23 protein-coding genes and 1 tRNA gene are annotated in these 19,925 nt (G+C 69.6%); 16 read left to right on the forward strand and 8 right to left on the reverse strand.

The genetic code is table 11. The features are described from left to right. Together VE614_RS32795 and VE614_RS32800 are read left to right on the forward strand one after the other, a co-directional pair. Positions 1 to 1,069, forward strand: a 1,069-nt coding sequence (locus tag VE614_RS32795) for an RDD family protein (RefSeq protein ID WP_324945746.1), incomplete at its 5' end; no start/stop codon positions are given. Between the two features lie 112 nt (positions 1,070 to 1,181). Continuing rightward, positions 1,182 to 1,859 (forward strand): RDD family protein, encoded by a 678-nt coding sequence (locus tag VE614_RS32800; RefSeq protein ID WP_324945749.1) that lies wholly within the window; start codon positions 1,182 to 1,184, stop codon positions 1,857 to 1,859. 15 nt (positions 1,860 to 1,874) lie between these two features. Here VE614_RS32800 and VE614_RS32805 read toward each other — a convergent pair whose 3' ends face one another. Continuing rightward, positions 1,875 to 2,129, reverse strand: a complete 255-nt coding sequence (locus tag VE614_RS32805; RefSeq protein WP_324945753.1) for a hypothetical protein — start codon at positions 2,127 to 2,129, stop codon at positions 1,875 to 1,877. A 413-nt stretch (positions 2,130 to 2,542) separates the two neighbouring features. Here VE614_RS32805 and VE614_RS32810 point away from each other — a divergent pair, with 413 nt between their 5' ends. Both VE614_RS32810 and VE614_RS32815 read left to right on the forward strand, forming a co-directional pair. After that, entirely contained in the window at positions 2,543 to 4,882 is a 2,340-nt protein-coding gene (locus VE614_RS32810; RefSeq protein ID WP_324945756.1) for an immune inhibitor A domain-containing protein, read from the forward strand. A gap of 121 nt (positions 4,883 to 5,003) precedes the next feature. After that, positions 5,004 to 5,342 carry a hypothetical protein gene (locus tag VE614_RS32815; protein ID WP_324945759.1) on the forward strand — a complete coding sequence of 113 codons (339 nt, stop codon included), beginning with the start codon at positions 5,004 to 5,006 and terminating at the stop codon, positions 5,340 to 5,342. On the opposite strand, the gene VE614_RS32820 is transcribed toward VE614_RS32815, so the two are convergent. After that, entirely contained in the window at positions 5,339 to 5,938 is a 600-nt protein-coding gene (locus VE614_RS32820; RefSeq protein WP_324945762.1) for a nicotinamidase, read from the reverse strand. The genes VE614_RS32815 and VE614_RS32820 overlap by 4 nt on opposite strands. 112 nt (positions 5,939 to 6,050) lie before the next feature. Next, positions 6,051 to 7,397 carry a nicotinate phosphoribosyltransferase gene (locus VE614_RS32825; RefSeq protein ID WP_324945765.1) on the reverse strand — a complete coding sequence of 449 codons (1,347 nt, stop codon included), beginning with the start codon at positions 7,395 to 7,397 and terminating at the stop codon, positions 6,051 to 6,053. A gap of 8 nt (positions 7,398 to 7,405) precedes the next feature. Here VE614_RS32825 and clpS point away from each other — a divergent pair, with 8 nt between their 5' ends. The 7 genes from clpS (at position 7,406) to VE614_RS32860 (ending at position 12,222) form a co-directional block, all read left to right on the forward strand. Continuing rightward, positions 7,406 to 7,771 (forward strand): ATP-dependent Clp protease adapter ClpS, encoded by a 366-nt coding sequence (gene clpS, locus VE614_RS32830; protein WP_086168064.1) that lies wholly within the window; start codon positions 7,406 to 7,408, stop codon positions 7,769 to 7,771. Positions 7,772 to 7,796: 25 nt separating this feature from the next. Next, positions 7,797 to 8,399: a DUF2017 domain-containing protein gene (locus tag VE614_RS32835; protein WP_324945770.1), complete on the forward strand. Its 603-nt coding sequence runs from the start codon at positions 7,797 to 7,799 to the stop codon at positions 8,397 to 8,399. Between the two features lie 333 nt (positions 8,400 to 8,732). Next, positions 8,733 to 10,139: an amino acid permease gene (locus tag VE614_RS32840; protein ID WP_324945773.1), complete on the forward strand. Its 1,407-nt coding sequence runs from the start codon at positions 8,733 to 8,735 to the stop codon at positions 10,137 to 10,139. 132 nt (positions 10,140 to 10,271) lie between these two features. Further along, the gene (locus VE614_RS32845; protein ID WP_324945777.1) at positions 10,272 to 10,694 is read left to right on the forward strand and encodes a M67 family metallopeptidase; all 423 of its coding nucleotides are present in this window, start codon (positions 10,272 to 10,274) and stop codon (positions 10,692 to 10,694) included. A gap of 77 nt (positions 10,695 to 10,771) precedes the next feature. Beyond that, entirely contained in the window at positions 10,772 to 10,867 is a 96-nt protein-coding gene (locus VE614_RS32850) for a putative leader peptide (protein ID WP_019065921.1), read from the forward strand. Positions 10,868 to 10,986: 119 nt separating this feature from the next. Then, positions 10,987 to 11,265 (forward strand): MoaD/ThiS family protein, encoded by a 279-nt coding sequence (locus VE614_RS32855; protein WP_324945780.1) that lies wholly within the window; start codon positions 10,987 to 10,989, stop codon positions 11,263 to 11,265. 6 nt (positions 11,266 to 11,271) lie between these two features. Next, the gene (locus VE614_RS32860) at positions 11,272 to 12,222 is read left to right on the forward strand and encodes a cysteine synthase (protein WP_324945783.1); all 951 of its coding nucleotides are present in this window, start codon (positions 11,272 to 11,274) and stop codon (positions 12,220 to 12,222) included. Positions 12,223 to 12,299: 77 nt separating this feature from the next. Here the strand turns inward: VE614_RS32860 and VE614_RS32865 are convergent, their stop codons facing one another. Continuing rightward, a complete protein-coding gene (locus VE614_RS32865; RefSeq protein ID WP_324945786.1) occupies positions 12,300 to 12,704 on the reverse strand; it encodes a type II toxin-antitoxin system PemK/MazF family toxin in 405 nt (134 codons plus the stop codon). A 205-nt stretch (positions 12,705 to 12,909) separates the two neighbouring features. Here VE614_RS32865 and VE614_RS32870 point away from each other — a divergent pair, with 205 nt between their 5' ends. After that, complete coding sequence (locus VE614_RS32870) at positions 12,910 to 13,662, forward strand: MBL fold metallo-hydrolase (protein ID WP_324945789.1); 753 nt, start codon at positions 12,910 to 12,912, stop codon at positions 13,660 to 13,662. 67 nt (positions 13,663 to 13,729) lie between these two features. Here the strand turns inward: VE614_RS32870 and VE614_RS32875 are convergent, their stop codons facing one another. Together VE614_RS32875 and VE614_RS32880 are read right to left on the reverse strand one after the other, a co-directional pair. Next, a complete protein-coding gene (locus VE614_RS32875) occupies positions 13,730 to 14,995 on the reverse strand; it encodes a PTS transporter subunit EIIC (protein ID WP_324945793.1) in 1,266 nt (421 codons plus the stop codon). A gap of 155 nt (positions 14,996 to 15,150) precedes the next feature. Then, the gene (locus VE614_RS32880; RefSeq protein WP_324945795.1) at positions 15,151 to 16,440 is read right to left on the reverse strand and encodes a PTS transporter subunit EIIC; all 1,290 of its coding nucleotides are present in this window, start codon (positions 16,438 to 16,440) and stop codon (positions 15,151 to 15,153) included. Positions 16,441 to 16,627: 187 nt separating this feature from the next. On the opposite strand from VE614_RS32880, the gene VE614_RS32885 reads away from it, so the two are divergent. The 4 genes from VE614_RS32885 (at position 16,628) to rdgB (ending at position 18,885) form a co-directional block, all read left to right on the forward strand. Next, positions 16,628 to 16,861: a PTS glucose/sucrose transporter subunit IIB gene (locus tag VE614_RS32885; RefSeq protein ID WP_324945798.1), complete on the forward strand. Its 234-nt coding sequence runs from the start codon at positions 16,628 to 16,630 to the stop codon at positions 16,859 to 16,861. Between the two features lie 95 nt (positions 16,862 to 16,956). Beyond that, positions 16,957 to 17,694, forward strand: a complete 738-nt coding sequence (gene rph, locus VE614_RS32890) for a ribonuclease PH (protein WP_324945801.1) — start codon at positions 16,957 to 16,959, stop codon at positions 17,692 to 17,694. 143 nt (positions 17,695 to 17,837) lie between these two features. After that, positions 17,838 to 18,236: a hypothetical protein gene (locus VE614_RS32895; protein ID WP_324945804.1), complete on the forward strand. Its 399-nt coding sequence runs from the start codon at positions 17,838 to 17,840 to the stop codon at positions 18,234 to 18,236. Between the two features lie 43 nt (positions 18,237 to 18,279). Next, positions 18,280 to 18,885, forward strand: a complete 606-nt coding sequence (gene rdgB, locus VE614_RS32900; RefSeq protein WP_324945807.1) for an RdgB/HAM1 family non-canonical purine NTP pyrophosphatase — start codon at positions 18,280 to 18,282, stop codon at positions 18,883 to 18,885. Positions 18,886 to 18,909: 24 nt separating this feature from the next. Here rdgB and VE614_RS32905 read toward each other — a convergent pair. Both VE614_RS32905 and bcp read right to left on the reverse strand, forming a co-directional pair. Beyond that, positions 18,910 to 18,984 (reverse strand) — tRNA-Leu (locus tag VE614_RS32905). Positions 18,985 to 19,448: 464 nt separating this feature from the next. Then, the gene (gene bcp, locus VE614_RS32915) at positions 19,449 to 19,916 is read right to left on the reverse strand and encodes a thioredoxin-dependent thiol peroxidase (RefSeq protein WP_324945810.1); all 468 of its coding nucleotides are present in this window, start codon (positions 19,914 to 19,916) and stop codon (positions 19,449 to 19,451) included. Between the last annotated feature and the right edge of the window lie 9 nt (positions 19,917 to 19,925).

A 19,925-nucleotide genomic window follows, 5' to 3' on the forward strand; every position in this document is an offset into this window, starting at 1 on the left:
CGGCGGGCCGGGCCAGGGCGCCGGTGCCGCCGCGTCGGCCGGGGCGGGCTTCGGCCCGGCCTCCGGTTCCGCCGCCTCCGGCCCGGCCTTCGGGCCCGCCGCCTCCGGTGCCGCCGCTCGTGCGGGCGCCGGCCGGGACGAGGGCACCATGACCTTCCGCGCGGTCGGCCCGCGCGCGGCGGCTTCCGGTAAGGCCGGTTCCGGTACGGCGGCTTCCGGTACGGCGGCTTCCGGCGCGGCCCCGGCGAGCGCCGCCCAGGGCGCGCCGTCGGTCCCGGCGGCCTCCACCCCCTCGGCGCCTGCGGCCCAGACCCCTTCCGCCCAGACCCCTTCCGCCCAGGCCGCCTCGGCCCCTGCGGGCCCGCAGCAGCCCGCCGCCGGTGTCCCCCAGCACACGCCTCAGGTGCCCCAGCAGGCCGTCGCCGCCGCCCCGGTGACGACGGGTCCAGGCGGCGGTCAGTCGTCCTGGGCACAGCAGGTGCACCAGCTCGCCGGAGCCTCGGCGAGCGCCGCCGACGAGCAGCCGGTCGCCCCGTGGAAGCCGCCGGTCGAAGACGTGTTCCAGGCGGCCGCCCGGCGGCAGGCGTCGGCCCGGCCCGCGGGGCTCGGCAGGCGGCTGGCGGCCCGGCTGATCGACACGCTGGTCGTCGCGGGTGTCACCGCGGTCGCCGCCGTGCCCCTCGGCGGCAAGGCGCTGGACCACATCCAGGACAAGGTCGACCAGGCCAAGCTCTCCGGCCAGACGGTCACCGTGTGGCTGCTGGACGGCACGACGTCGACGTATCTCGGCATCATCCTGGCCGTCCTGCTGGTCTTCGGCGCGCTCTACGAGGCCCTGCCGACCGCCAAGTGGGGCCGCACGCTGGGCAAGAAGCTGCTCGGCCTGGAGGTGCGGGACATCGAGGCCCACGAGCCGCCGTCGTTCGGCGCCGCGCTGCGCCGCTGGCTGGTGTACAGCGTGTCCGGGCTGCTGTTCGTGGGAGTCGTCGGCGTGCTGTGGTGCCTGTGGGACAAGCCGTGGCGCCAGTGCTGGCACGACAAGGCCGCGCGGACGTTCGTGGCCGCCTGAGCGTCCGGCCGTACGCCGATCGAGCGTCCGCGGCACTCCGGCGTACCCCGCCCGTACCCCGGACAGCCGCCCGCCGGATGCGCCGCCGGGGCCTTCGCGATCCACTCGGGCCATGAGTACCGAACCGCCCCCCGGCTCCGGCGGAGAGCCCCCGGAAGACGATCGTTTCAGGAAGCAGCCCCCGCCCGGCGCGGGCTCCGGCTCGCCGTACGACACCCCACAGGGGGGTGGCACTCCGTACGGCGGCCCGCCGCCACCGCCGCACGGAGGCGGCCCCCACGAGGGTGGCGGCCCCTACGGGGGCGGCTACGGCGGCGGTTATCCCGAGGACCCGCTCGCCGGGATGCCCCCGCTCGCGGACAGCGGCAAGCGCACGCTGGCCCGGATCATCGACATGATCATGGTGGGTGCCGTGGTCGTCCTGCTGAGCTGGATCTTCCGGGTCGGCGAGTACCAGGTGACCGGTGAGGACATCGACACGGGGAAGTCCTTCGGGCAGGCCGCCATCGCCGCCGTGCTCTACATCGCGTACGACACCGCCCTGACGGCCAAGTCGGGTCAGACGCTCGGCAAGAAATGGCTCAATCTGCGCGTCGCCAATCTGGACAACGGCGCCACGCCCTCCGTGCAGACCGCACTGATGCGCGCCGCGGTCCTCTGGCTGCCGTTCGCCTTCTGCTGCGCCTGCGTGTGGACGGCGATCTCGGGCGGCTGGAGCTTCTTCGACAAGCCCTACAAGCAGGGCCTGCACGACAAGGCGGCCAAGACGGTGGTGGTCGCCACCGGCTGACCGGGTGGGGTGCCGTCAGTTGTCGGTGACCGAGCCCGCCGCCACTCGTTGCTGTGCGGCGGGCCGTGCCGCGGGAGAGGCCGGCGCGGGCCGCGGGGCCGTGCGCACGGGAACCCGCAGGGCCACCAGCAGCCCGAGGGCCAACGCGGCGACGGCGACGAGGGCGATCCCGGCGGGCGAACTCGTCTGCGACAGCAGCAGCAGGGCGAGTGTCGAGAGGATCACGGTGCAGGAACCGTAGGCGAGCTGTGCGGCGGTCGGACGAGGCATGGCAATTGTGTCCTCGGGAAGAGTGGGGGTCTCCCCCGTGCCTCTCGCCGTGGGGGAGGTGCGGACAGGCATATGTGTGCGGCAGTGTTCGTCAATCTATTCGCCTGCATGCCCGAGCGGAGCGAAGAGTAAGCGTGAGATGACCAACAGTGCCGGAGCACGGGGGGCGCATCGAGTCATGCCCTCCGCCAAGCGGACAGGGGGACGCGCCCGTTGAACGCTCGACGAATGTTCGCTGAGCGAAAGCGGAACACCGCATAGTGCACTTGTCCTGCTCAAGTCAAGACCTGTCTTTTCCGCTCAACCTCTAGTCCAATGTCGTCACTTGACTACACGCGTTGATCACGTGCGCGCGGGCATCCCAGACCAGGACCCCTTCCTTCCGCGCGCCCGGACGCGGGGGAGGATCTCAAGTGACCAGCAGACCCTGGACGTTCCGAGCGGCCGCGACCGCGGTCGCGCTCGCGGCGGCCACCGCCGGCTTCTCGACCGTGGCCCAGGCCGGCCCGGCCGATCCCGAGAAGCCCGCCGCCATCGACCGACAGGACCCGGCGTCCGTCAAGGCCCATGAGGAGCACGACCTCGAAGGTCCGTTCACCAAGACCCAGGAGGCCCAGCGCGAAGAGGCCCTGAAGCAGGTCATATCGGGCGAGGCCGAGATACAGAAGCGCGACGGCTCCCAGGTCGTCGAGCTGTCCAGCCGCAAGGGCGCCGGCAAGTACGTCGAGCTGGGCCGGGAGAAGACCGACAAGATCTTCACCATCCTGGTCGAGTTCGGCGACAGGACCGACCCCCGCTACGGCGGCACCCCCGGCCCGCTGCACAACCAGATCGCCGCGCCGGACCGCACCAAGGACAACAGCACCGCCTGGCAGGCGGACTACGACCGCGAGCACTACCAGAACCTCTACTTCGGCGACGGCGCCGACTCGATGAAGACCTACTACGAGAAGCAGTCCTCGGGCCGCTACTCCATCGAGGGCGAGGTCTCCGACTGGGTCAAGGTCCCCTACAACGAGGCCCGTTACGGCTCCAACAAGTGCGAGCCCGACAACTGCGCCTGGTACGCGGTGCAGGACGGCGTCACCGCCTGGGCCGAGCAGCAGAAGGCCGCCGGCAAGACCGACGCCGAGATCAAGGCCAAGCTCGCCGAGTACGACCAGTGGGACCGCTACGACTTCGACGCCGACGGCGACTTCAACGAGCGCGACGGCTACATCGACCACTTCCAGATCGTGCACGCCGGCGAGGACGAGTCGGCGGGCGGCGGTGCGCAGGGCGAGGACGCGATCTGGGCCCACCGCTGGTACGCGTTCGGCACCGACCACGGCGCCACCGGCCCCGACTTCAACAAGCTCGGCGGCACCCAGATCGGCTCCACCGGCATCTGGGTCGGCGACTACACCATCCAGCCGGAGAACGGCGGACTCGGCGTCTTCGCCCACGAGTACGGCCACGACCTCGGCCTGCCGGACCACTACGACACCCAGGGCGGCGAGAACTCCACCGGGTTCTGGACCCTGATGTCGTCCGGCTCCTGGCTCGGCCGGGGCCAGGGCACCATCGGTGACCTGCCCGGTGACATGACCGCCTGGGACAAGCTCCAGCTGGGCTGGCTCGACTACGACACGGCCAAGGCCGCCACCAGGTCGAAGCACAAGCTGGGCGTCGCCGAGTACAACACCAAGAACGCCCAGGCGCTCGTGGTCACCCTGCCGAGGAAGCAGGTCACCACCGAGATCGTCGCCCCGGCCGAGGGCGCCAGGCAGTGGTGGAGCGGCAGCGGCGACGACCTGCGCAACACCCTGACCCGCTCGGTCGACCTGACCGGCAGGAAGTCGGCGGCGCTGACCCTCGACGGCTGGTACGAGATCGAGAAGGACTACGACTACCTCTACACCGAGGTGTCCACCGACGGCGGCGCCACCTGGACCGCCCTGGACGGCACGGTGGGCGGTCAGCCGATCCCGCGGGACGGCAGCGGCAAGCCGGCCCTGACCGGCACCGTCGACGGCTACCAGAAGCTGGCGTACTCCCTGGACGCCTACGCCGGCAAGAAGTTCGACCTGCGCTTCCGCTACCAGAGCGACGGCGGCGTGGCGCTGAAGGGCTTCACGGCCGACGCCATCACCGTCACCGCCGACGGCACCGCGCTGTTCACGGACAACGCCGAGGGCGACGACGCCGGCTGGACGAAGAAGGGCTTCTCCCGCATCGGGGCGACCTTCACCGAGGAGTACGACCAGTTCTACATCGCCGAGAACCGGCAGTACGTGTCGTACGACAAGACCCTCAAGGTCGGCCCGTACAACTTCGGGTTCGCGAGCCGTCCGGACTGGGTGGAGCACTACCCGTACCAGAACGGCCTGTTGATCTGGAAGTGGGACACCTCGCAGAAGGACAACAACACCAGCGACCACCCGGGCGCCGGTCTGCTGCTCCCGGTGGACTCGCACCCGGCGCCGCTGAGGTTCGCCGACGGCACGCTGATGCGCAACCGCGTCCAGGCCTACGACTCGCCGTTCAGCCTGTACCGCACGGACGGCATCACGCTGCACAAGGCGGACGTCGCGACCCGCGTCCCGTCGTCGAGGGGCGTGCCGGTCTTCAACGACCACACGAACACCTACTACGACGCGGCCACCCCGACCGCCGGCGTCAAGATCACTGACACCAACACCAAGATCAAGATCGTCAAGGAGGCCTGGAACGGCTCCACGATCTCCGTCGAGGTCGGCCCCGCGGTGAAGTAGTCGGCATTTCCCCAGGTCAGAAGCGTATCGGCGGTAACCCCTTGGCGGGTTGCCGCCGATCGTGTTCAGATGCGTCCTATGGTTTTCTTATTGACACCGGCTGACACGGGGATGTGACCGCATGGCCGCAGGAGGTTTCTGCAAGCTGCCGAACGGCACAGTGGTGGTGGCACTGAACCTGCCCAGCCCCGCCGACCGGAGCCCCGGCAGTGTCCGGGTGCTCGTCCACGCCCAGAACCGGACGCGCGCCCTGACCAGGCTGCGCAACCTGGGACTGCGCGCGGTCTACCTGCGGGGCAACGCGGCCCCGCCGACCCCGGACGAGATCACCGCCGTGCTGCACCATCCCGACGGCCTGATATGGCGGACCGCCCCCGACAACGGTGTCGCGATCATGGAGCTGTGGCACCCCATCCGGACCCTGCTGCGCCGCACGACGGCACCGGCCCAGCCGACCTAGCCGGGGGTGCCGGAGACGACCGGCTTGCCGCTCAGTTCCACGCCCGCCTCCCGCATCTCCTCCAGCGCCCGCTCGACGCTCTCCTGGTTCACCCCGGCGGTGAGGTCGAGCAGGACCTGCGTACGGAAGCCCTCGCGCGCGGCGTCCACGGCGGTGGCCCGCACACAGTGGTCGGTGGCGATGCCGACCACGTCGACCTCGTCGATCTTGCGGGCCCGCAGCCACTCGGCGAGCGAGACGCCGTTCTCGTCGGTCCCCTCGAACCCGCTGTAGGCCGCCGAGTACGCCCCCTTGTCGAACACGGCGTCGATCGCCCCGGAGGCGACGGCGGGCGCGAAGTTCGGGTGGAAGCCGACACCCTCCGTGCCCGCCACGCAGTGCGCCGGCCAGGAGTGGACGAAGTCGGGTTCGTCCGCGAAGTGGCCGCCGGGCGCGATGTGGTGATCACGGGTGGCCACCACGTGCCGGTATCCGGCGGGGGCCTGCCCGATCAGCTCGGTGATCGCGGCGGCCACATCGGCACCTCCGGCCACCGGGAGGCTGCCCCCCTCGCAGAAGTCGTTCTGCACGTCTACGACGATCAAGGCGCGGCGCATGGTCGGTGTCCTTCGGCTATGGGTCTCGGAGGTCCGCAGGTGAACTTCCGAGCCTAGAGACTTCGGTTGCGGTGCGGGAGGGGGCATCGGGGGCGTACGGAGCAGCCTGGAGTCAGCTGCCCGCCTCGCCGTGCAGGTATTCCGTCGGAATGACGGGTTCCCCACGGGAGAGCTGGGTAGCGGACAGCGGCAGACCGGCACGTGCGGCGGCATGGCGCCGGCGCGGCGCGTCCAGCGGCTCCCGTGCGACCACGTGACCGCCCTTGACCAGCTGCACCAGCAGCTGCCGGTCGGCCAGCTCCCGCGGGACCGGCCCGGTGCCGATCACCTCGGCTTCGGCGACGCCCTCCTGGTCCAGCCGCCGGGCGGCCCACTTGCGGCCGCCGACGGACATCTTGCCGCCGCTGGACTTCTTCGCCACCGGCACCAGCGGCGCCGCCGGGTCGGCGGACTCGGCGCGGGCGACCAGCTTGTAGACCATGGAGGCCGTCGGGTAGCCGGACCCGGTGACCAGCTGGGTGCCGACGCCGTACGCGTCCACCGGGGCCGCCGCCAGCGAGGCGATGGCGTACTCGTCGAGGTCCGAGGTAACGATGATCTTCGTCTTCGTCGCACCCAGCTCGTCCAGCTGCTGCCGCACCCGGTGCGCGACCAGCAGCAGGTCGCCGGAGTCGATCCGCACCGCGCCCAGCTCGGGCCCGGCCACCTCCACCGCCGTGCGGACCGCCTCGGTGACGTCGTAGGTGTCCACCAGCAGGGTCGTGCCGCGGCCCATGGAGTCCACCTGGGCCCGGAAGGCGTCCCGCTCGCGGTCGTGCAGCAGGGTGAAGGCGTGCGCGGAGGTGCCGACGGTGGGGATGCCGTAGCGGAAGCCGGCCGCGAGGTCCGAGGTGGAGGCGAAGCCGCCGACGTAGGCGGCGCGGGCGGCGGCGACCGCGGACAGCTCGTGGGTGCGCCGGGCGCCCATCTCGATCAGCGGGCGGTCCCCGGCGGCCGAGGACATCCGGGAGGCCGCCGCGGCGATGGCCGAGTCGTGGTTGAGGATCGAGAGGATCACCGTCTCCAGCAGCACGCACTCGGCGAAGCTTCCCTCGACCCGCAGGATCGGCGAGCCCGGGAAGTACACCTCGCCCTCGGGATAGCCCCAGATGTCGCCGCTGAACCGGTACCCGGCGAGCCAGTCCAGGGTCTCCTCGCCGACGATGCCGCGCTCACGCAGAAAGCCGAGGACGCCCTCGTCGAAGCGGAAGTTCTCGACGGCGTCCAGCACCCGTCCGGTGCCCGCGACCACGCCGTACCGGCGCCCGTCGGGCAGCCGCCGGGTGAAGACCTCGAACACGCTCCGCCGCTCGGCGGTACCCGCCCGCAGGGCGGCCTGAAGCATCGTCAGCTCGTACTGGTCCGTGAAGAGCGCCGTCGAGGGAACATCCACCGGCAGCCCAAGGTCCGCTGTGTTCATGGCAACCGATGCTACTCCTATTTCGTCAGTGTGACGATTTCTGGTGCGCGTGGCAGCATGGTCATGTGACGTCAGCCGCTCCCCTCGAGATCGAACGCACCGAATCGGCGGAAGAGGTCTCCGTCGTTCCCGAGCCGGACGTCCCCTGGGTCACGATCGTCCACAACGACCCGGTCAACCTCATGAGCTATGTGACGTATGTCTTCCAGACGTACTTCGGCTACTCCAAGGACAAGGCCACCAAGCTCATGCTCGACGTCCACCACAAGGGCCGGGCGGTCGTCTCCAGCGGTTCCCGCGAGGAGATGGAACGCGACGTGCAGGCCATGCACGGCTACGGTCTGTGGGCCACCCTCCAGCAGGACCGCAAGTAGCCGGTCGGAAGCAGCGAATCCCTCCATGCCAGGAACCTTCGAACCGCTCCCCGGCGGCGGCGCCGCCGTCGCCCTCGACGACGTCGAGATCTCCATCATCCGCTCGCTGGCCGTCCAGCTGCTGGAACTCATCGGGCCCGGCCCCGCCGAGGACGCGTCCGGCGACCCGTTCGCCGAGCTGTTCGCCGAGGGCCCGACCGAGCCGCCCTCCGACCCGGTGCTGCGGCGCCTCTTCCCGGACGCCTACCGCGACCCGGAGGGCACCCCCGGCCCGGCGGAGGCCGAGGAGCAGAAGGCGCACTCCGCCGAGTTCCGCCGCTACACCGAGAACGACCTCAGGGCCGGCAAGCGGGAGAACGCCCTGGCGGTGATCCGCTCCCTGGACGCGCTGTCGTCCGCCGCTGACGGCGGGGCGGTGCTGGAGCTGTCGCCCGACCAGTCCCGGCAGTGGCTGGGCGCCCTCAACGATCTGCGGCTCGCCATCGGCTCCCGGCTGGAGATCACCGACGAGGACGACACCGATCTGCTCTACCGGCTGCCGGACGAGGACCCGCGCAAGCCGATGGTGATGGCGTATCTGTGGCTGGGCGGGCTCCAGGAGACGCTCGTCTCCACACTGCTGCCCTGATACGCCCCGGAGAGTGTTCGCTCAGCGGACGCTCAAATCCGGATAACGATCCTGTTACCACCGGCGCGCCGAATGCACCGCTTGAGTGCTCTCTGTCCGCTTCTCTTTGCGATGTGCGCCACACGCCGCACCGATGATCACTGTTGCGGCCGTGATAAATCTTCACGACCGCCCGGCGAACACCACCCATGTCCCGCCGGGTGCGCCACCGAGCCGACAACCGTCGGCCAGGCAGGAGCGGAAACGCTCAGCTCCATCAATCCGGGGGGATCGTGACCCGATCCGAGGCCGACGAGAGGCCCGGGTCGGTATGGAGAAAGGCGCACCAAAGACATGACCTCTGTGCAGGTCGACAAGGAGAACACCTCCGAAGAGGGGTACGAGCGGGGCCTCGGCAGCCGGCAGATCCAGATGATCGCCATCGGCGGAGCCATCGGCACCGGTCTCTTCCTCGGCGCGGGCAAGGGCATCTCCAAGGCCGGACCCAGCCTCATCCTGGCGTACGCCATCGCGGGCCTCGTCATCTTCTTCATCATGCGCGCGCTCGGCGAGCTGCTGATGTACCGCCCCGTCTCCGGCTCCTTCTCGGAGTACGCGCGCGAGTTCATCGGCCCCTTCATGGGCTTCGTGACGGGCTGGACGTACTGGCTGTTCTGGGTCGTCACCGGCATCACCGAGGTCACCGCCGCGGCCGCCTACATGACGTACTGGTGGGACATCCCGCAATGGGTGTCCGCCCTGGTCTTCACGATCATCCTGTACGGCGCGAACCTGATCTCCGTGAAGCTCTTCGGAGAGCTGGAGTTCTGGTTCTCCATGGTCAAGGTCACCGCGATCATCGGCATGATCCTGATCTGCGCCGGCATCCTCACGATCGGCTTCTCGGACGCCGGCGACACCGCCTCCGTGACCCACCTGTGGAGCCACGGCGGCTTCTTCCCGAACGGTGTCGGCGACTCTCTGATGACCCTCCAGATGGTCATGTTCGCCTTCCTCGCCGTCGAGCTGGTCGGTGTGACCGCGGGCGAGTCCAAGGACCCGAAGACCGTGCTGCCCAAGGCGATCAACACCGTGCCGTGGCGCATCGCCGTCTTCTACGTCGGCGCGCTGATCATGATCCTGTCGGTCGTGCCGTGGACCCACTTCCAGCCCGGCGTGAGCCCCTTCGTGGCCGCCTTCGAGAAGATGGGCCTGGCCGCGGGCGCGGGCATCGTCAACTTCGTCGTGCTCACCGCCGCCCTGTCGTCCTGCAACTCCGGCATGTACTCCACCGGCCGCATGCTGCGCGACCTGGCGCTGAACAACCAGGGCCCGAAGCTCTTCACCAGGCTGACCTCCAACGGCCTCCCGCTGATCGGCACCACGTTCTCCGCCGCGCTGATGATGGTCGGCGTGTGGATCAACTACCAGTGGCCCGGCAAGGCGTTCGACTACGTCGTCTCCTTCGCCACCATCTCCGGCATGTGGGCCTGGATCATGATCCTGGTCAGCCAGATCCGCTACCGGGCCAAGGCCGACCGCGGCGAGCTGCCCCGCTCGGAGTTCCGCGCCCCCGGCGCCCCGTTCACCAGCTGGTTCGCCCTGGCCTTCATCGGCATGGTGATCGTGCTGATGGGCATGGACAAGGACGCCCGCATCTCGCTGTACTGCGCGCCGCTGTGGGCCCTGATCCTCGGTGTCACCTACCTCGTGCTGAAGAGCCGCAACCCGGAGGCGGCGGCCTTCAAGAAGCGCGGCTGACCCTCCCGAGGACGCCCAGCCGCAGGGAGTACTCGTGGCACTCCCTACGGCTGCCGCTCAGGGCGTCCGGCATATGGGCCGTCCCGTACCAACCCTCGGTACGGGGCGGCCCTTCTGCTTATCCTGACGAACATGCTGACCATCACCCAGGCCCTCTACGACCAGATCGTCGCGCACGCCCGCAAGGACCACCCCGACGAGGCGTGCGGCGTCGTCGCGGGCCCGGCGGGCACGGACCGCCCCGAGCGCTTCATCCCCATGCTGAACGCGGCCATGTCGCCCACCTTCTACGAGTTCGACTCCGGCGACCTGCTCAAGCTCTACCGCGAGATGGACGACCGCGACGAGGAGCCGGTGATCGTCTACCACTCCCACACCGCCACCGAGGCCTACCCGTCGCGCACCGACATCTCCTACGCCAACGAGCCCGGCGCCCACTACGTCCTGGTCTCCACCGCCGACACCGACGGGATGGGGGAATTCCAGTTCCGTTCGTACCGAATCGTGGAAGGCCAGGTCACAGAGGAGGAAGTGAAGGTCGTGGAGGCCTACTGACCGCACTTCGGTCAGAATTCATCCACCATCTGAGATCACATTCCAGAAACCGGACCGGGAATCGATACGATGAGCCCATGGTTCTCCTCGACGTGAGTGACAAGGCGCCGGGCACGTTGCTCGTGGCGCGGCTGCACGTCGATCTGTGCAGGCTGAACAGCGCCATCTGTTGACACCGCGCTGCCGCCGTACGGCCGTGTGCCGCGGCGCTCCCCCGGAGCCGAGTGCCCGGGGGAAACCTCATCGCGCGCCCACCGACCGAGACCCCTTTTTCCGACAGGAGCCCCTTGCCATGGCCATCGAGGTCCGCATCCCCACCATCCTCCGCCAGTACACCGACGGCCAGAAGGCGGTGGAGGGCAACGGTGACACCCTCGCCGACCTGTTCGCCGACCTCGAAACCCGGCATGCGGGCATCCAGGCCCGGATCGTGGACGGCGACCAGCTCCGCCGGTTCGTCAACGTCTACCTGAACGACGAGGACGTCCGCTTCCTCGACGGCATCAACACCAAGCTGGCCGACGGCGACAACGTCACGATCCTGCCGGCCGTGGCCGGCGGTATGGCCTGACCGGCGATGCGCTACGACTCCCCGCTGGCCGCGGTCGGCAACACCCCCCTGGTGCGCCTGCCGCGGCTCTCGCCGTCCGCCGACGTCCGCGTCTGGGCCAAGCTGGAGGACCGCAACCCCACCGGCTCGGTCAAGGACCGCCCCGCCCTGCACATGATCGAGCAGGCGGAGAAGGACGGCCGGCTGACCCCGGGCTGCACCATCCTGGAGCCCACCTCCGGCAACACCGGCATCTCCCTCGCCATGGCGGCCAAGCTCAAGGGCTACCGCATGGTGTGCGTGATGCCCGAGAACACCTCCCAGGAACGCCGGGACCTGCTCGGCATGTGGGGCGCCGAGATCATCTCCTCGCCCGCCGCGGGCGGCTCCAACACCGCCGTCCGCGTCGCCAAGGAACTCGCCGCCGAGCACCCCGACTGGGTGATGCTCTACCAGTACGGCAACCCGGACAACGCGGGCGCGCACTACGCGACGACAGGGCCCGAGATCCTCGCCGACCTCCCCTCCATCACCCACTTCGTCGCGGGCCTGGGCACCACCGGCACGCTGATGGGCGTCGGCCGCTACCTGCGCGAGCACAAGCCGGACGTCAAGATCGTCGCCGCCGAGCCGCGCTACGACGACCTCGTGTACGGCCTGCGCAACCTCGACGAGGGCTTCGTCCCCGAGCTGTACGACGCCTCCGTCCTGACCACCCGCTTCTCGGTCGGCTCCGCCGACGCGGTCACCCGTACCCGGGAACTCCTCCAGCAGGAGGGCATCTTCGCGGGGGTCTCCACCGGGGCCGCCCTGCACGCCGCGATCGGTGTCGGCAAGAAGGCACTGAAGGCCGGCGAGAGCGCGGACATCGTCTTCGTCGTGGCCGACGGCGGCTGGAAGTACCTGTCGACGGGCGTCTACACGGCCGCGACGACGGAAGAGGCCATCGAGACCTTGCAGGGCCAGCTCTGGGCATGACGAGTCAGGGGCGCGGGGACTTGCGCGCCCAGCCGCGGCGCACCCGCACCCGGCACTGAAGCGGCACCCCGGCGCAGCTAGCCCGTCAGGTGACGGACCTGGTCCCACAAGACCGGGTCCACCACCCCCACCCTCCGGCGAAAGTCCCCGACAGGGACCTCGCACGGCTCGTCCGTCTCCAGAAAGCTCGCCCGGCCCCGCGTGTCCCCGACGGACCCCGGCGGAAGCGGAATCACCCCGGCGCGTTCGTCGCGGTACCGGCTGGTGATCTTCACGACCGTGATCCGGCGCCGGTGCACCGACAGCACCAGGCAGGGCCCGTCCGCCCACCAGATCTCCGCCGGCCGCGGCCGGACGGTGTCCGTACGGCCCGGCGGCCGGGGGCCGCCCCCCGGACGGTGCCCGCCCCACGCGACGGCGAGCGCGGCGACGAGCGCGAGCAGCACCACCACCGCGAGCGCCGGCCACCAGGACGTGTCCATACCGACGACGTTACCGGCGCATCGTCACCCCCGCGCGCCTGCGCATGCGCCGTATGCGCTCCGCCTCCAGCCGAACCGGTGACAACGCAGGTGAGTTCGCCCACAACGGCGACTGCCGGAGGAGCGACCGGACGTTTTGCGCCTTACGCTCGACGGACCGCACGACCCCCGTTACTCACCACCCGCCAGCGGAGGTTTCTGCTTCATGAAGCTCACCGTCGTCGGCTGCTCGGGGTCGTTCCCGTCCGCGGAATCGGCCTGCTCGAGCTACCTCGTCGAGGCCGACGGCTTCCGGCTGCTCCTCGACATGGGCAATGGCGCCCTGGGCGAGCTGCAGCGCCACTGCGGTCTCTACGACCTCGACGCGATCTTCCTCAGCCATCTGCACGCCGACCACTGCATCGACATGTGCGCCTACTTCGTGGCGCGCTACTACCGGCACGACGGCGGACGCTGTGATCCGATCCCCGTCTACGGCCCCGAAGGCACCGAGCACCGGCTGACGACGGCCTACGCCGACACCCCGTCCGCCTCCTCGATGAGCGAGGTGTTCGACTTCCACACGGTCAAGCCGTCCACCTTCGAGATCGGCCCGTTCACCGTGCACACCGAGCGCGTGGCCCATCCCGTGGAGGCGTACGGCATCCGCGTGGAGCACGGCGGCCGCACCCTGACCTACTCCGGAGACACCGGCGTGACCCCGGCCCTGGACGAACTCGCCCGCGACGCGGACCTGTTCCTGTGCGAGGCCGCCTTCACGCACGGCAAGGAGAGCATCCCGGACCTGCACCTCAACGGCCGCGAGGCGGGGGAGACGGCGACCCGGGCGGGCGCCCGCCGCCTGGTCCTCACCCACATCCCCCCGTGGACCGACCCCCAGGTCAACCTGACCGACGCGCGGGCGGTGTACGAGGGCCCGGTGGAGCTGGCGGTGCCCAGGAGGTCGTACGAGATCTAGCACCCACGTACGGAAAGGCCCCCGGAGCGGGACAGCTCCGGGGGCCTTCGCGCGTGTGGCCGGGGTGTTACTTGGCCTCCGCCTTCTGGATCTCCGCCAGCTCCTCGTCGGACTCGCGGCCCGGCGTCGGGAGGTTGAACTTGGTGATCGCGAAGCGGAAGACCACGTAGTAGACCGCCGCGAAGCAGAGGCCGACCAGGGCCAGGCCCCACGGATTGGTCGCGATGCCCAGGTTCAGCAGGAAGTCGATCGCGCCGGCCGAGAAGCCGAAGCCGTCCTTCATGCCGAGCGCCCAGGTCAGCGCCATCGACACACCGGTGAGGAGGGCGTGGATGCCGTACAGGACCGGGGCGATGAACATGAAGGTGAACTCGATCGGCTCGGTGACACCGGTGACGAACGAGGTCAGCGCGAGGGAGAACATCATGCCGCCGACGACCTTGCGGCGCTCGGGGCGGGCGCAGTGCACGATCGCGAGGCACGCGGCCGGCAGGGCGAACATCATGATCGGGAAGAAGCCGGTCATGAACTGGCCCGCGGTCGGGTCGCCGGCCAGGAAGCGGGCGATGTCGCCGCTCTTGCCCTCGTACTCGCCGGCCTGGAGCCACGGGAAGGAGTTCAGCAGGTGGTGCATGCCGACCGGGATCAGGGCGCGGTTGGCGACACCGAAGATGCCCGCGCCGACGGCGCCGGAGCCGACCAGCCACTCACCGAAGTTGTGCAGACCCGTGCCGAGGACCGGCCAGATGTAGCCGAAGACGATGCCGATGAACAGACCGGCGAAGGCCGACAGGATCGGGACCAGGCGGCGGCCGCCGAAGAAGCCCGCCCAGTCGGGCAGCTTGGTGCGGTAGAAGCGCTGGTAGAGCAGGGCGACGACGAGGCCCATCACGACACCGCCGAGCACCTTGGCGTCCACCGCCTGCTCGACCATGACGATCTTGCCGTCGACGATGGCTTCCTTCTTCGGCAGGCTGCCGTCGGTGAAGGTGCCCAGCACGTTCTTGAAGACCAGGTAGCCGACGACCGCCGACAGGGCCGTGGAGCCGTCCGACTTCTTCGCGAAGCCGATCGCGATGCCCACCGCGAACAGCAGCGCCATGTTGTCGAGGATGGCGTTGCCGCCGGCCGTCATGAAGCTGGCGATCTTCGTCACGAACGCCGGGAAGGACTCGCGGCCCAGCATGTCGGTGTTGCCGAGGCGCACCAGCAGGGCGGCGGCGGGCAGCACGGCCACCGGCAGCATCAGGCTGCGGCCGATGCGCTGCAGAACAGCCATCACGCCGGAGCCCTTCTTCTTCTCGGCCGCGGGAGCGGCGCTGGCCGTGGACACAACTTCCTCCAGAGGGCATGGCGCCGCCCGGGGACAAAGGAAAGGGGACGGCGGCGTCCAAACAGGTCTACACCACCAGTGGTGTAGACCTGTTGTAGCACGATGAAGGACGGATAAGGAACCCGCGATTCCTGCTACGGAGCCGCTACGCCGAGTCAGACCTTCGCGGCGTCCTCGACCTCTTCTTCCGGCTCCCGCCCCGGTGTCTTCAGATCGAATTTCGTGATCGCGAAACGGAAGATCGCGTAATAGACGGCGGCGAATACCAGCCCGATCGGAATGATCAGCCAGGGTTTCGTCGCGAGATTCCAGTTGATGATGTAGTCGATCAGCCCGGCCGAGAAGCTGAAGCCGTCCTTGACGCCCAGCCCCCAGGTCACCGCCATCGACACCCCCGTCAGCACCGCGTGGATCACGTACAGCGCCGGCGCGATGAACAGGAACGAGTACTCGATGGGCTCGGTGATGCCGGTGACGAAGGACGTGAGCGCCACCGACAGCATCATGCCGCTGACCTCCTTGCGGCGGTTCGGCCTCGCGCAGTGCGCGATCGCAAGCGCCGCGGCCGGCAGCGCGAACATCATGATCGGGAAGAAGCCCGAGGTGAACTGACCGGCGTCCGGGTCGCCCGCCAGGAACATGTTGATGTCACCGTGCACCTGCTGGCCGTCGGGCTTGGTGTACGTGCCGAACTGGAACCAGATGGGCACGTTCAGGAACTGGTGCAGCCCGATCACCAGCAGCGCGCGGTTGGCGACGCCGAAGACGCCCGCGCCCCAGGCGCCCAGGTCGCTCATCCAGTCGCTGAAGCCCTCCAGCGCGTCACCGATCGGCGGCCACACCCACAGGCACAGCGCGGCGAACGCGATCGCCACGAACGCCATGATGATCGGTACCAGCCGGCGGCCGTTGAAGAAGCCGAGCCAGTCGACCAGCCTGGTGCGGTGGTAGCGCTGCCAGAAGAACGCCGCCAGCAGCCCCATCACGATGCCGCCGAACACCCCCGGGTTCTGGTAGGTGAACGCCGTCACCGTCCCGTCGACCGTTCCCTGGCAGCCGATGTTGGGCACCGGGTTCGTCCGGGCCGGGCAGTCCTCGGGGAACTGCCGCAGCACGTTGTAGTAGACGAGGAAGCCCGCCACGGCGGCGAGCGCCGTCGAACCGTCCGCCTTCTTCGCCATGCCGATGGCCACACCGACGCAGAACAGCAGCGGCAGCCCGAGCGCGCTGTCCAGCAGGGCGCCGCCCGCGCCGTTCATCACCTTGGCCACATCGGTCCAGCCCAGCCCCTCGTCGCCGAACACGTCCGGCTGCCCCAGCCGGTTGAGGATGCCCGCGGCCGGCAGCACGGCGATCGGGAGCTGGAGGCTGCGCCCCATCTTCTGCAGGCCCTGGAACAGGGAGTTCCAGCGAGCGCGTGCGGGACTGACGGCGTCGGCAGTCATGGGGGTCCTTCCGAGCGGTTTGGCGACCGTCTGTCAGGTGGTGTAGACCAGTCATGGACGATTGTGTTGCCGTGACGTCATCCTGCGGTTCGCACGGTCGATATGCTCGCGAAGGTGGGCCGACTGTGGGTTACTTCGACAAAGCAGCACACACGGCACACATCCTGCCGGATCAGGGAGAAAGAACATGGCCAGCAAGGCTGAGAAGATCGTTGCCGGGCTCGGCGGCATCGACAACATCGAAGAGATCGAGGGCTGCATCACCCGCCTGCGGGTCGAGGTCGGTGACGCCTCGCTGGTCGACGACGCGGCCCTCAAGGGCGCCGGTGCCCACGGCGTGGTCAAGATGGGCACCGCCATCCAGGTCGTCATCGGCACCGACGCCGACCCGATCGCGGCGGAGATCGAAGACCTGATGTGAGGCCTTCCGGTGAGCCACGGCCCACCGCCGAAAGGGGCCCTTCCCGCGCCGCCCGCCCGGGAAGGGCCCCTTCCATATACGGCTAGGCTCACCCCATGTCTCGAATCGACGGCCGCACCCCCGAACAACTCCGCCCGGTCACCATCGAACGCGGCTGGAGCAAGCACGCCGAGGGCTCCGTCCTCGTCTCCTTCGGCGACACCAAGGTCCTCTGCACCGCCTCCTTCACCGAGGGTGTCCCGCGCTGGCGCAAGGGCAGCGGCGAAGGCTGGGTCACCGCCGAGTACTCCATGCTGCCCCGCGCCACCAACACCCGAGGTGACCGGGAGTCCGTCAAGGGCAAGATCGGCGGCCGTACGCACGAGATCTCCCGCCTCATCGGCCGTTCCCTGCGCGCCGTCATCGACTACAAGGCGCTCGGCGAGAACACCATCGTCCTCGACTGCGACGTCCTCCAGGCCGACGGCGGAACCCGCACCGCCGCCATCACCGGCGCGTACGTCGCCCTCGCCGACGCCGTCTCCTGGGCCCAGGGCAAGAAGCTGATCAAGCCCGCCCGGCAGCCGCTGACCGGCACCGTCGCCGCCGTTTCCGTGGGCATCGTCGCCGGCGTCCCGCTGCTCGACCTCTGCTACGAGGAGGACGTGCGCGCCGAGACCGACATGAACGTCGTCTGCACCGGCGACGGCCGCTTCGTCGAGGTCCAGGGCACCGCGGAGGCCGAGCCCTTCGCCCGCGACGAGCTGAACGCCCTGCTCGACCTCGCGGTCGCCGGCTGCACCGACCTGGCCGCGGCCCAGCGGGCGGCGCTCGAAACGGTCGCCGGAAAGTAAAGGGCGCACAAAATCCGATGCTCGGCACGGGCAACCGCGCCGGGCATCACCGCGTCTTGAGAAGTACGGGCGCACGGATTCAACACCGTGCGCCCGGCCAGTCCGGGGGCCCGTGGGCCTGCGTCAGGGAGGGAATCAGAAGCATGGCCATGAGCCGCCGCCGAAGCCGTACCGCCATCGCCGCCACCGTGGCCGCCGTCGGGCTCACCCTCGGCCTCACCACCGGCTGCGACGCCGTCAGCAAGGCCCTCGACTGCGTCGAGACCGCCGACGCCGTCGCCGACGCCGTGACCGACCTCCAGCAGGCCGTCGACAGCGCCGCCAACGACCCGACGCAGACCCAGGAGGCCATCGACTCCATCGGGAAGAGCCTCGACAAGATCGACAGCGAGACCGGCGACGCCGACCTCGACAAGGCCACCGAGGATCTGCGCCGCGCCCTCACCGAGGTCACCACCGCCATCGAGAACGGCGACCAGACCCCCGACATCACCGGCGTCACCGACGCGGCCGGCGAACTGACCAAGGTCTGCACCTCGTAACGCCCCGCGGGCGGCCCGGACACCGGCAGGGATACTGAACGGCATGACCCGCTTGATCCTCGCCACCCGCAACGCCGGAAAGATCACCGAGCTGAGGGCGATCCTCGCCGACGCAGGCCTGCCCCACGAACTCGTCGGCGCCGACGCCTACCCCGACGTCCCCGACGTCAAGGAAACAGGCGTCACCTTCGCCGAGAACGCCCTGCTCAAGGCCCACGCCCTCGCCCAGGCCACGGGCCTCCCCGCGGTCGCCGACGACTCCGGCCTCTGCGTGGACGTCCTGGGCGGCGCCCCCGGCATCCTCTCCGCCCGCTGGGCCGGCCGCCACGGCGACGACAAGGCCAACCTGGACCTGCTGCTCGCCCAGCTCTCCGACATCGCCGACGAACACCGCGGCGCCCACTTCGCCTGCGCGGCGGCCCTGGCGTTGCCGGACGGCACGGAGCGCGTCGTCGAAGGCCGCCTGCGGGGCGTCCTGCGCCACGAGCCCGCCGGCACCGGCGGCTTCGGCTACGACCCGATCCTCCAGCCCGAGGGCGAGACCCGCACCTGCGCGGAACTGACCCCGGAGGAGAAGAACGCCATCAGCCACCGCGGCAAGGCGTTCCGGGCGCTGGTTCCGGTGGTGCGGGAACTGCTCGAGGTCTGAGCCGGGTGAAAGGGGGGCGTTGGGTGGGCCCGGTGGGACTCGAACCCACGACACACCGGACCTAAACCGGCGCCCTCTAGCCAGCTGGGGTACGGGCCCAACGCCGTTACTCTACTGGTCGCGAGCGGCTCGCACGCGACCCGGTCGGGAGTGGGTCCTCGTCTGACTGTGACAGGAAGGACACAGGTACCGCAGGTTCTCCCGCCGGTTGTCCCATCGGTCGCCGTTGACGTGGATCTCGAGCACGAGCCGCTTGCCCTGCCAGGTGTCCCCCAGGCCGCACTTGGCGCGGACGCGGGGCTCGCTCAGGTCGTCGAGCGCACGGCGCAGGACCTCCGTCCTCGTCCGGGGCGTGCCCGTCGGCTGCTGCCGAAAAATCGCGTCCTCCGCACCACCGGACCGCGTCGTCGATGTGCCGTGTCTCGCGGGCTGCCTCTCCAGCAGCTCGCGGGTGTACCTGGCGCCCCTGCCCACCCCGGATCGGTCAGGCGTTCCCGTCTCGTACGGATCGACGAGCCGCGGTGGAAGTGGTCACGCCCGGCCATCGGGGGAAGGGGGGTGGGTCAGATCCCCAGATCCTTGATGATCTTGGCGACGTGGCCGGTGGCCTTGACGTTGTAGAGGGCGCGTTCGACCTTGCCGTCCTCGTCGACGACGACCGTGGAGCGGATGACGCCGACGACCGTCTTGCCGTAGAGCTTCTTCTCGCCGTAGGCGCCGTATGACTCCAGGACCTGCTTGTCGGGGTCGGCCAGGAGGGTGACGCCGAGGGACTCCTTCTCGCGGAACTTGGCGAGCTTCTCGGGCTTGTCGGGCGAGATGCCGATCACGTCGTAGCCCGCGCCGGCCAGCAGCTCCAGGTTGTCGGTGAAGTCGCAGGCCTGCTTGGTGCAGCCGGGGGTGAGGGCGGCCGGGTAGAAGTAGACGATGACCTTGCGGCCCTTGTGGTCCGAGAGGGAGACCTCGCGGCCGTCGGCGTCGGGGAGGGTGAAGGCGGGGGCGGTGTCCCCGGGCTGAAGTCGCTCGCTCATCCGGCTAGC

Source organism: Streptomyces sp., from assembly GCF_035645055.1.
GTDB lineage: Bacteria > Actinomycetota > Actinomycetes > Streptomycetales > Streptomycetaceae > Streptomyces.

Bases quoted from the DNA above. Each gene is read 5' to 3' on its own strand.
- VE614_RS32800 (WP_324945749.1), top strand. From the start codon at position 1,182: ATGAGTACCGAACCGCCCCCCGGCTCCGGCGGAGAGCCCCCGGAAGAC.
- VE614_RS32805 (WP_324945753.1), bottom strand. From the start codon at position 2,129: ATGCCTCGTCCGACCGCCGCACAGCTCGCCTACGGTTCCTGCACCGTG.
- VE614_RS32815 (WP_324945759.1), top strand. From the start codon at position 5,004: ATGGCCGCAGGAGGTTTCTGCAAGCTGCCGAACGGCACAGTGGTGGTG.
- VE614_RS32820 (WP_324945762.1), bottom strand. From the start codon at position 5,938: ATGCGCCGCGCCTTGATCGTCGTAGACGTGCAGAACGACTTCTGCGAG.
- VE614_RS32825 (WP_324945765.1), bottom strand. From the start codon at position 7,397: ATGAACACAGCGGACCTTGGGCTGCCGGTGGATGTTCCCTCGACGGCG.
- clpS (WP_086168064.1), top strand. From the start codon at position 7,406: ATGCTACTCCTATTTCGTCAGTGTGACGATTTCTGGTGCGCGTGGCAG.
- VE614_RS32835 (WP_324945770.1), top strand. From the start codon at position 7,797: ATGCCAGGAACCTTCGAACCGCTCCCCGGCGGCGGCGCCGCCGTCGCC.
- VE614_RS32840 (WP_324945773.1), top strand. From the start codon at position 8,733: ATGACCTCTGTGCAGGTCGACAAGGAGAACACCTCCGAAGAGGGGTAC.
- VE614_RS32845 (WP_324945777.1), top strand. From the start codon at position 10,272: ATGCTGACCATCACCCAGGCCCTCTACGACCAGATCGTCGCGCACGCC.
- VE614_RS32850 (WP_019065921.1), top strand. From the start codon at position 10,772: ATGGTTCTCCTCGACGTGAGTGACAAGGCGCCGGGCACGTTGCTCGTG.
- VE614_RS32855 (WP_324945780.1), top strand. From the start codon at position 10,987: ATGGCCATCGAGGTCCGCATCCCCACCATCCTCCGCCAGTACACCGAC.
- VE614_RS32860 (WP_324945783.1), top strand. From the start codon at position 11,272: ATGCGCTACGACTCCCCGCTGGCCGCGGTCGGCAACACCCCCCTGGTG.
- VE614_RS32865 (WP_324945786.1), bottom strand. From the start codon at position 12,704: ATGGACACGTCCTGGTGGCCGGCGCTCGCGGTGGTGGTGCTGCTCGCG.
- VE614_RS32870 (WP_324945789.1), top strand. From the start codon at position 12,910: ATGAAGCTCACCGTCGTCGGCTGCTCGGGGTCGTTCCCGTCCGCGGAA.
- VE614_RS32880 (WP_324945795.1), bottom strand. From the start codon at position 16,440: ATGACTGCCGACGCCGTCAGTCCCGCACGCGCTCGCTGGAACTCCCTG.
- VE614_RS32885 (WP_324945798.1), top strand. From the start codon at position 16,628: ATGGCCAGCAAGGCTGAGAAGATCGTTGCCGGGCTCGGCGGCATCGAC.
- rph (WP_324945801.1), top strand. From the start codon at position 16,957: ATGTCTCGAATCGACGGCCGCACCCCCGAACAACTCCGCCCGGTCACC.
- VE614_RS32895 (WP_324945804.1), top strand. From the start codon at position 17,838: ATGGCCATGAGCCGCCGCCGAAGCCGTACCGCCATCGCCGCCACCGTG.
- rdgB (WP_324945807.1), top strand. From the start codon at position 18,280: ATGACCCGCTTGATCCTCGCCACCCGCAACGCCGGAAAGATCACCGAG.
- bcp (WP_324945810.1), bottom strand. From the start codon at position 19,916: ATGAGCGAGCGACTTCAGCCCGGGGACACCGCCCCCGCCTTCACCCTC.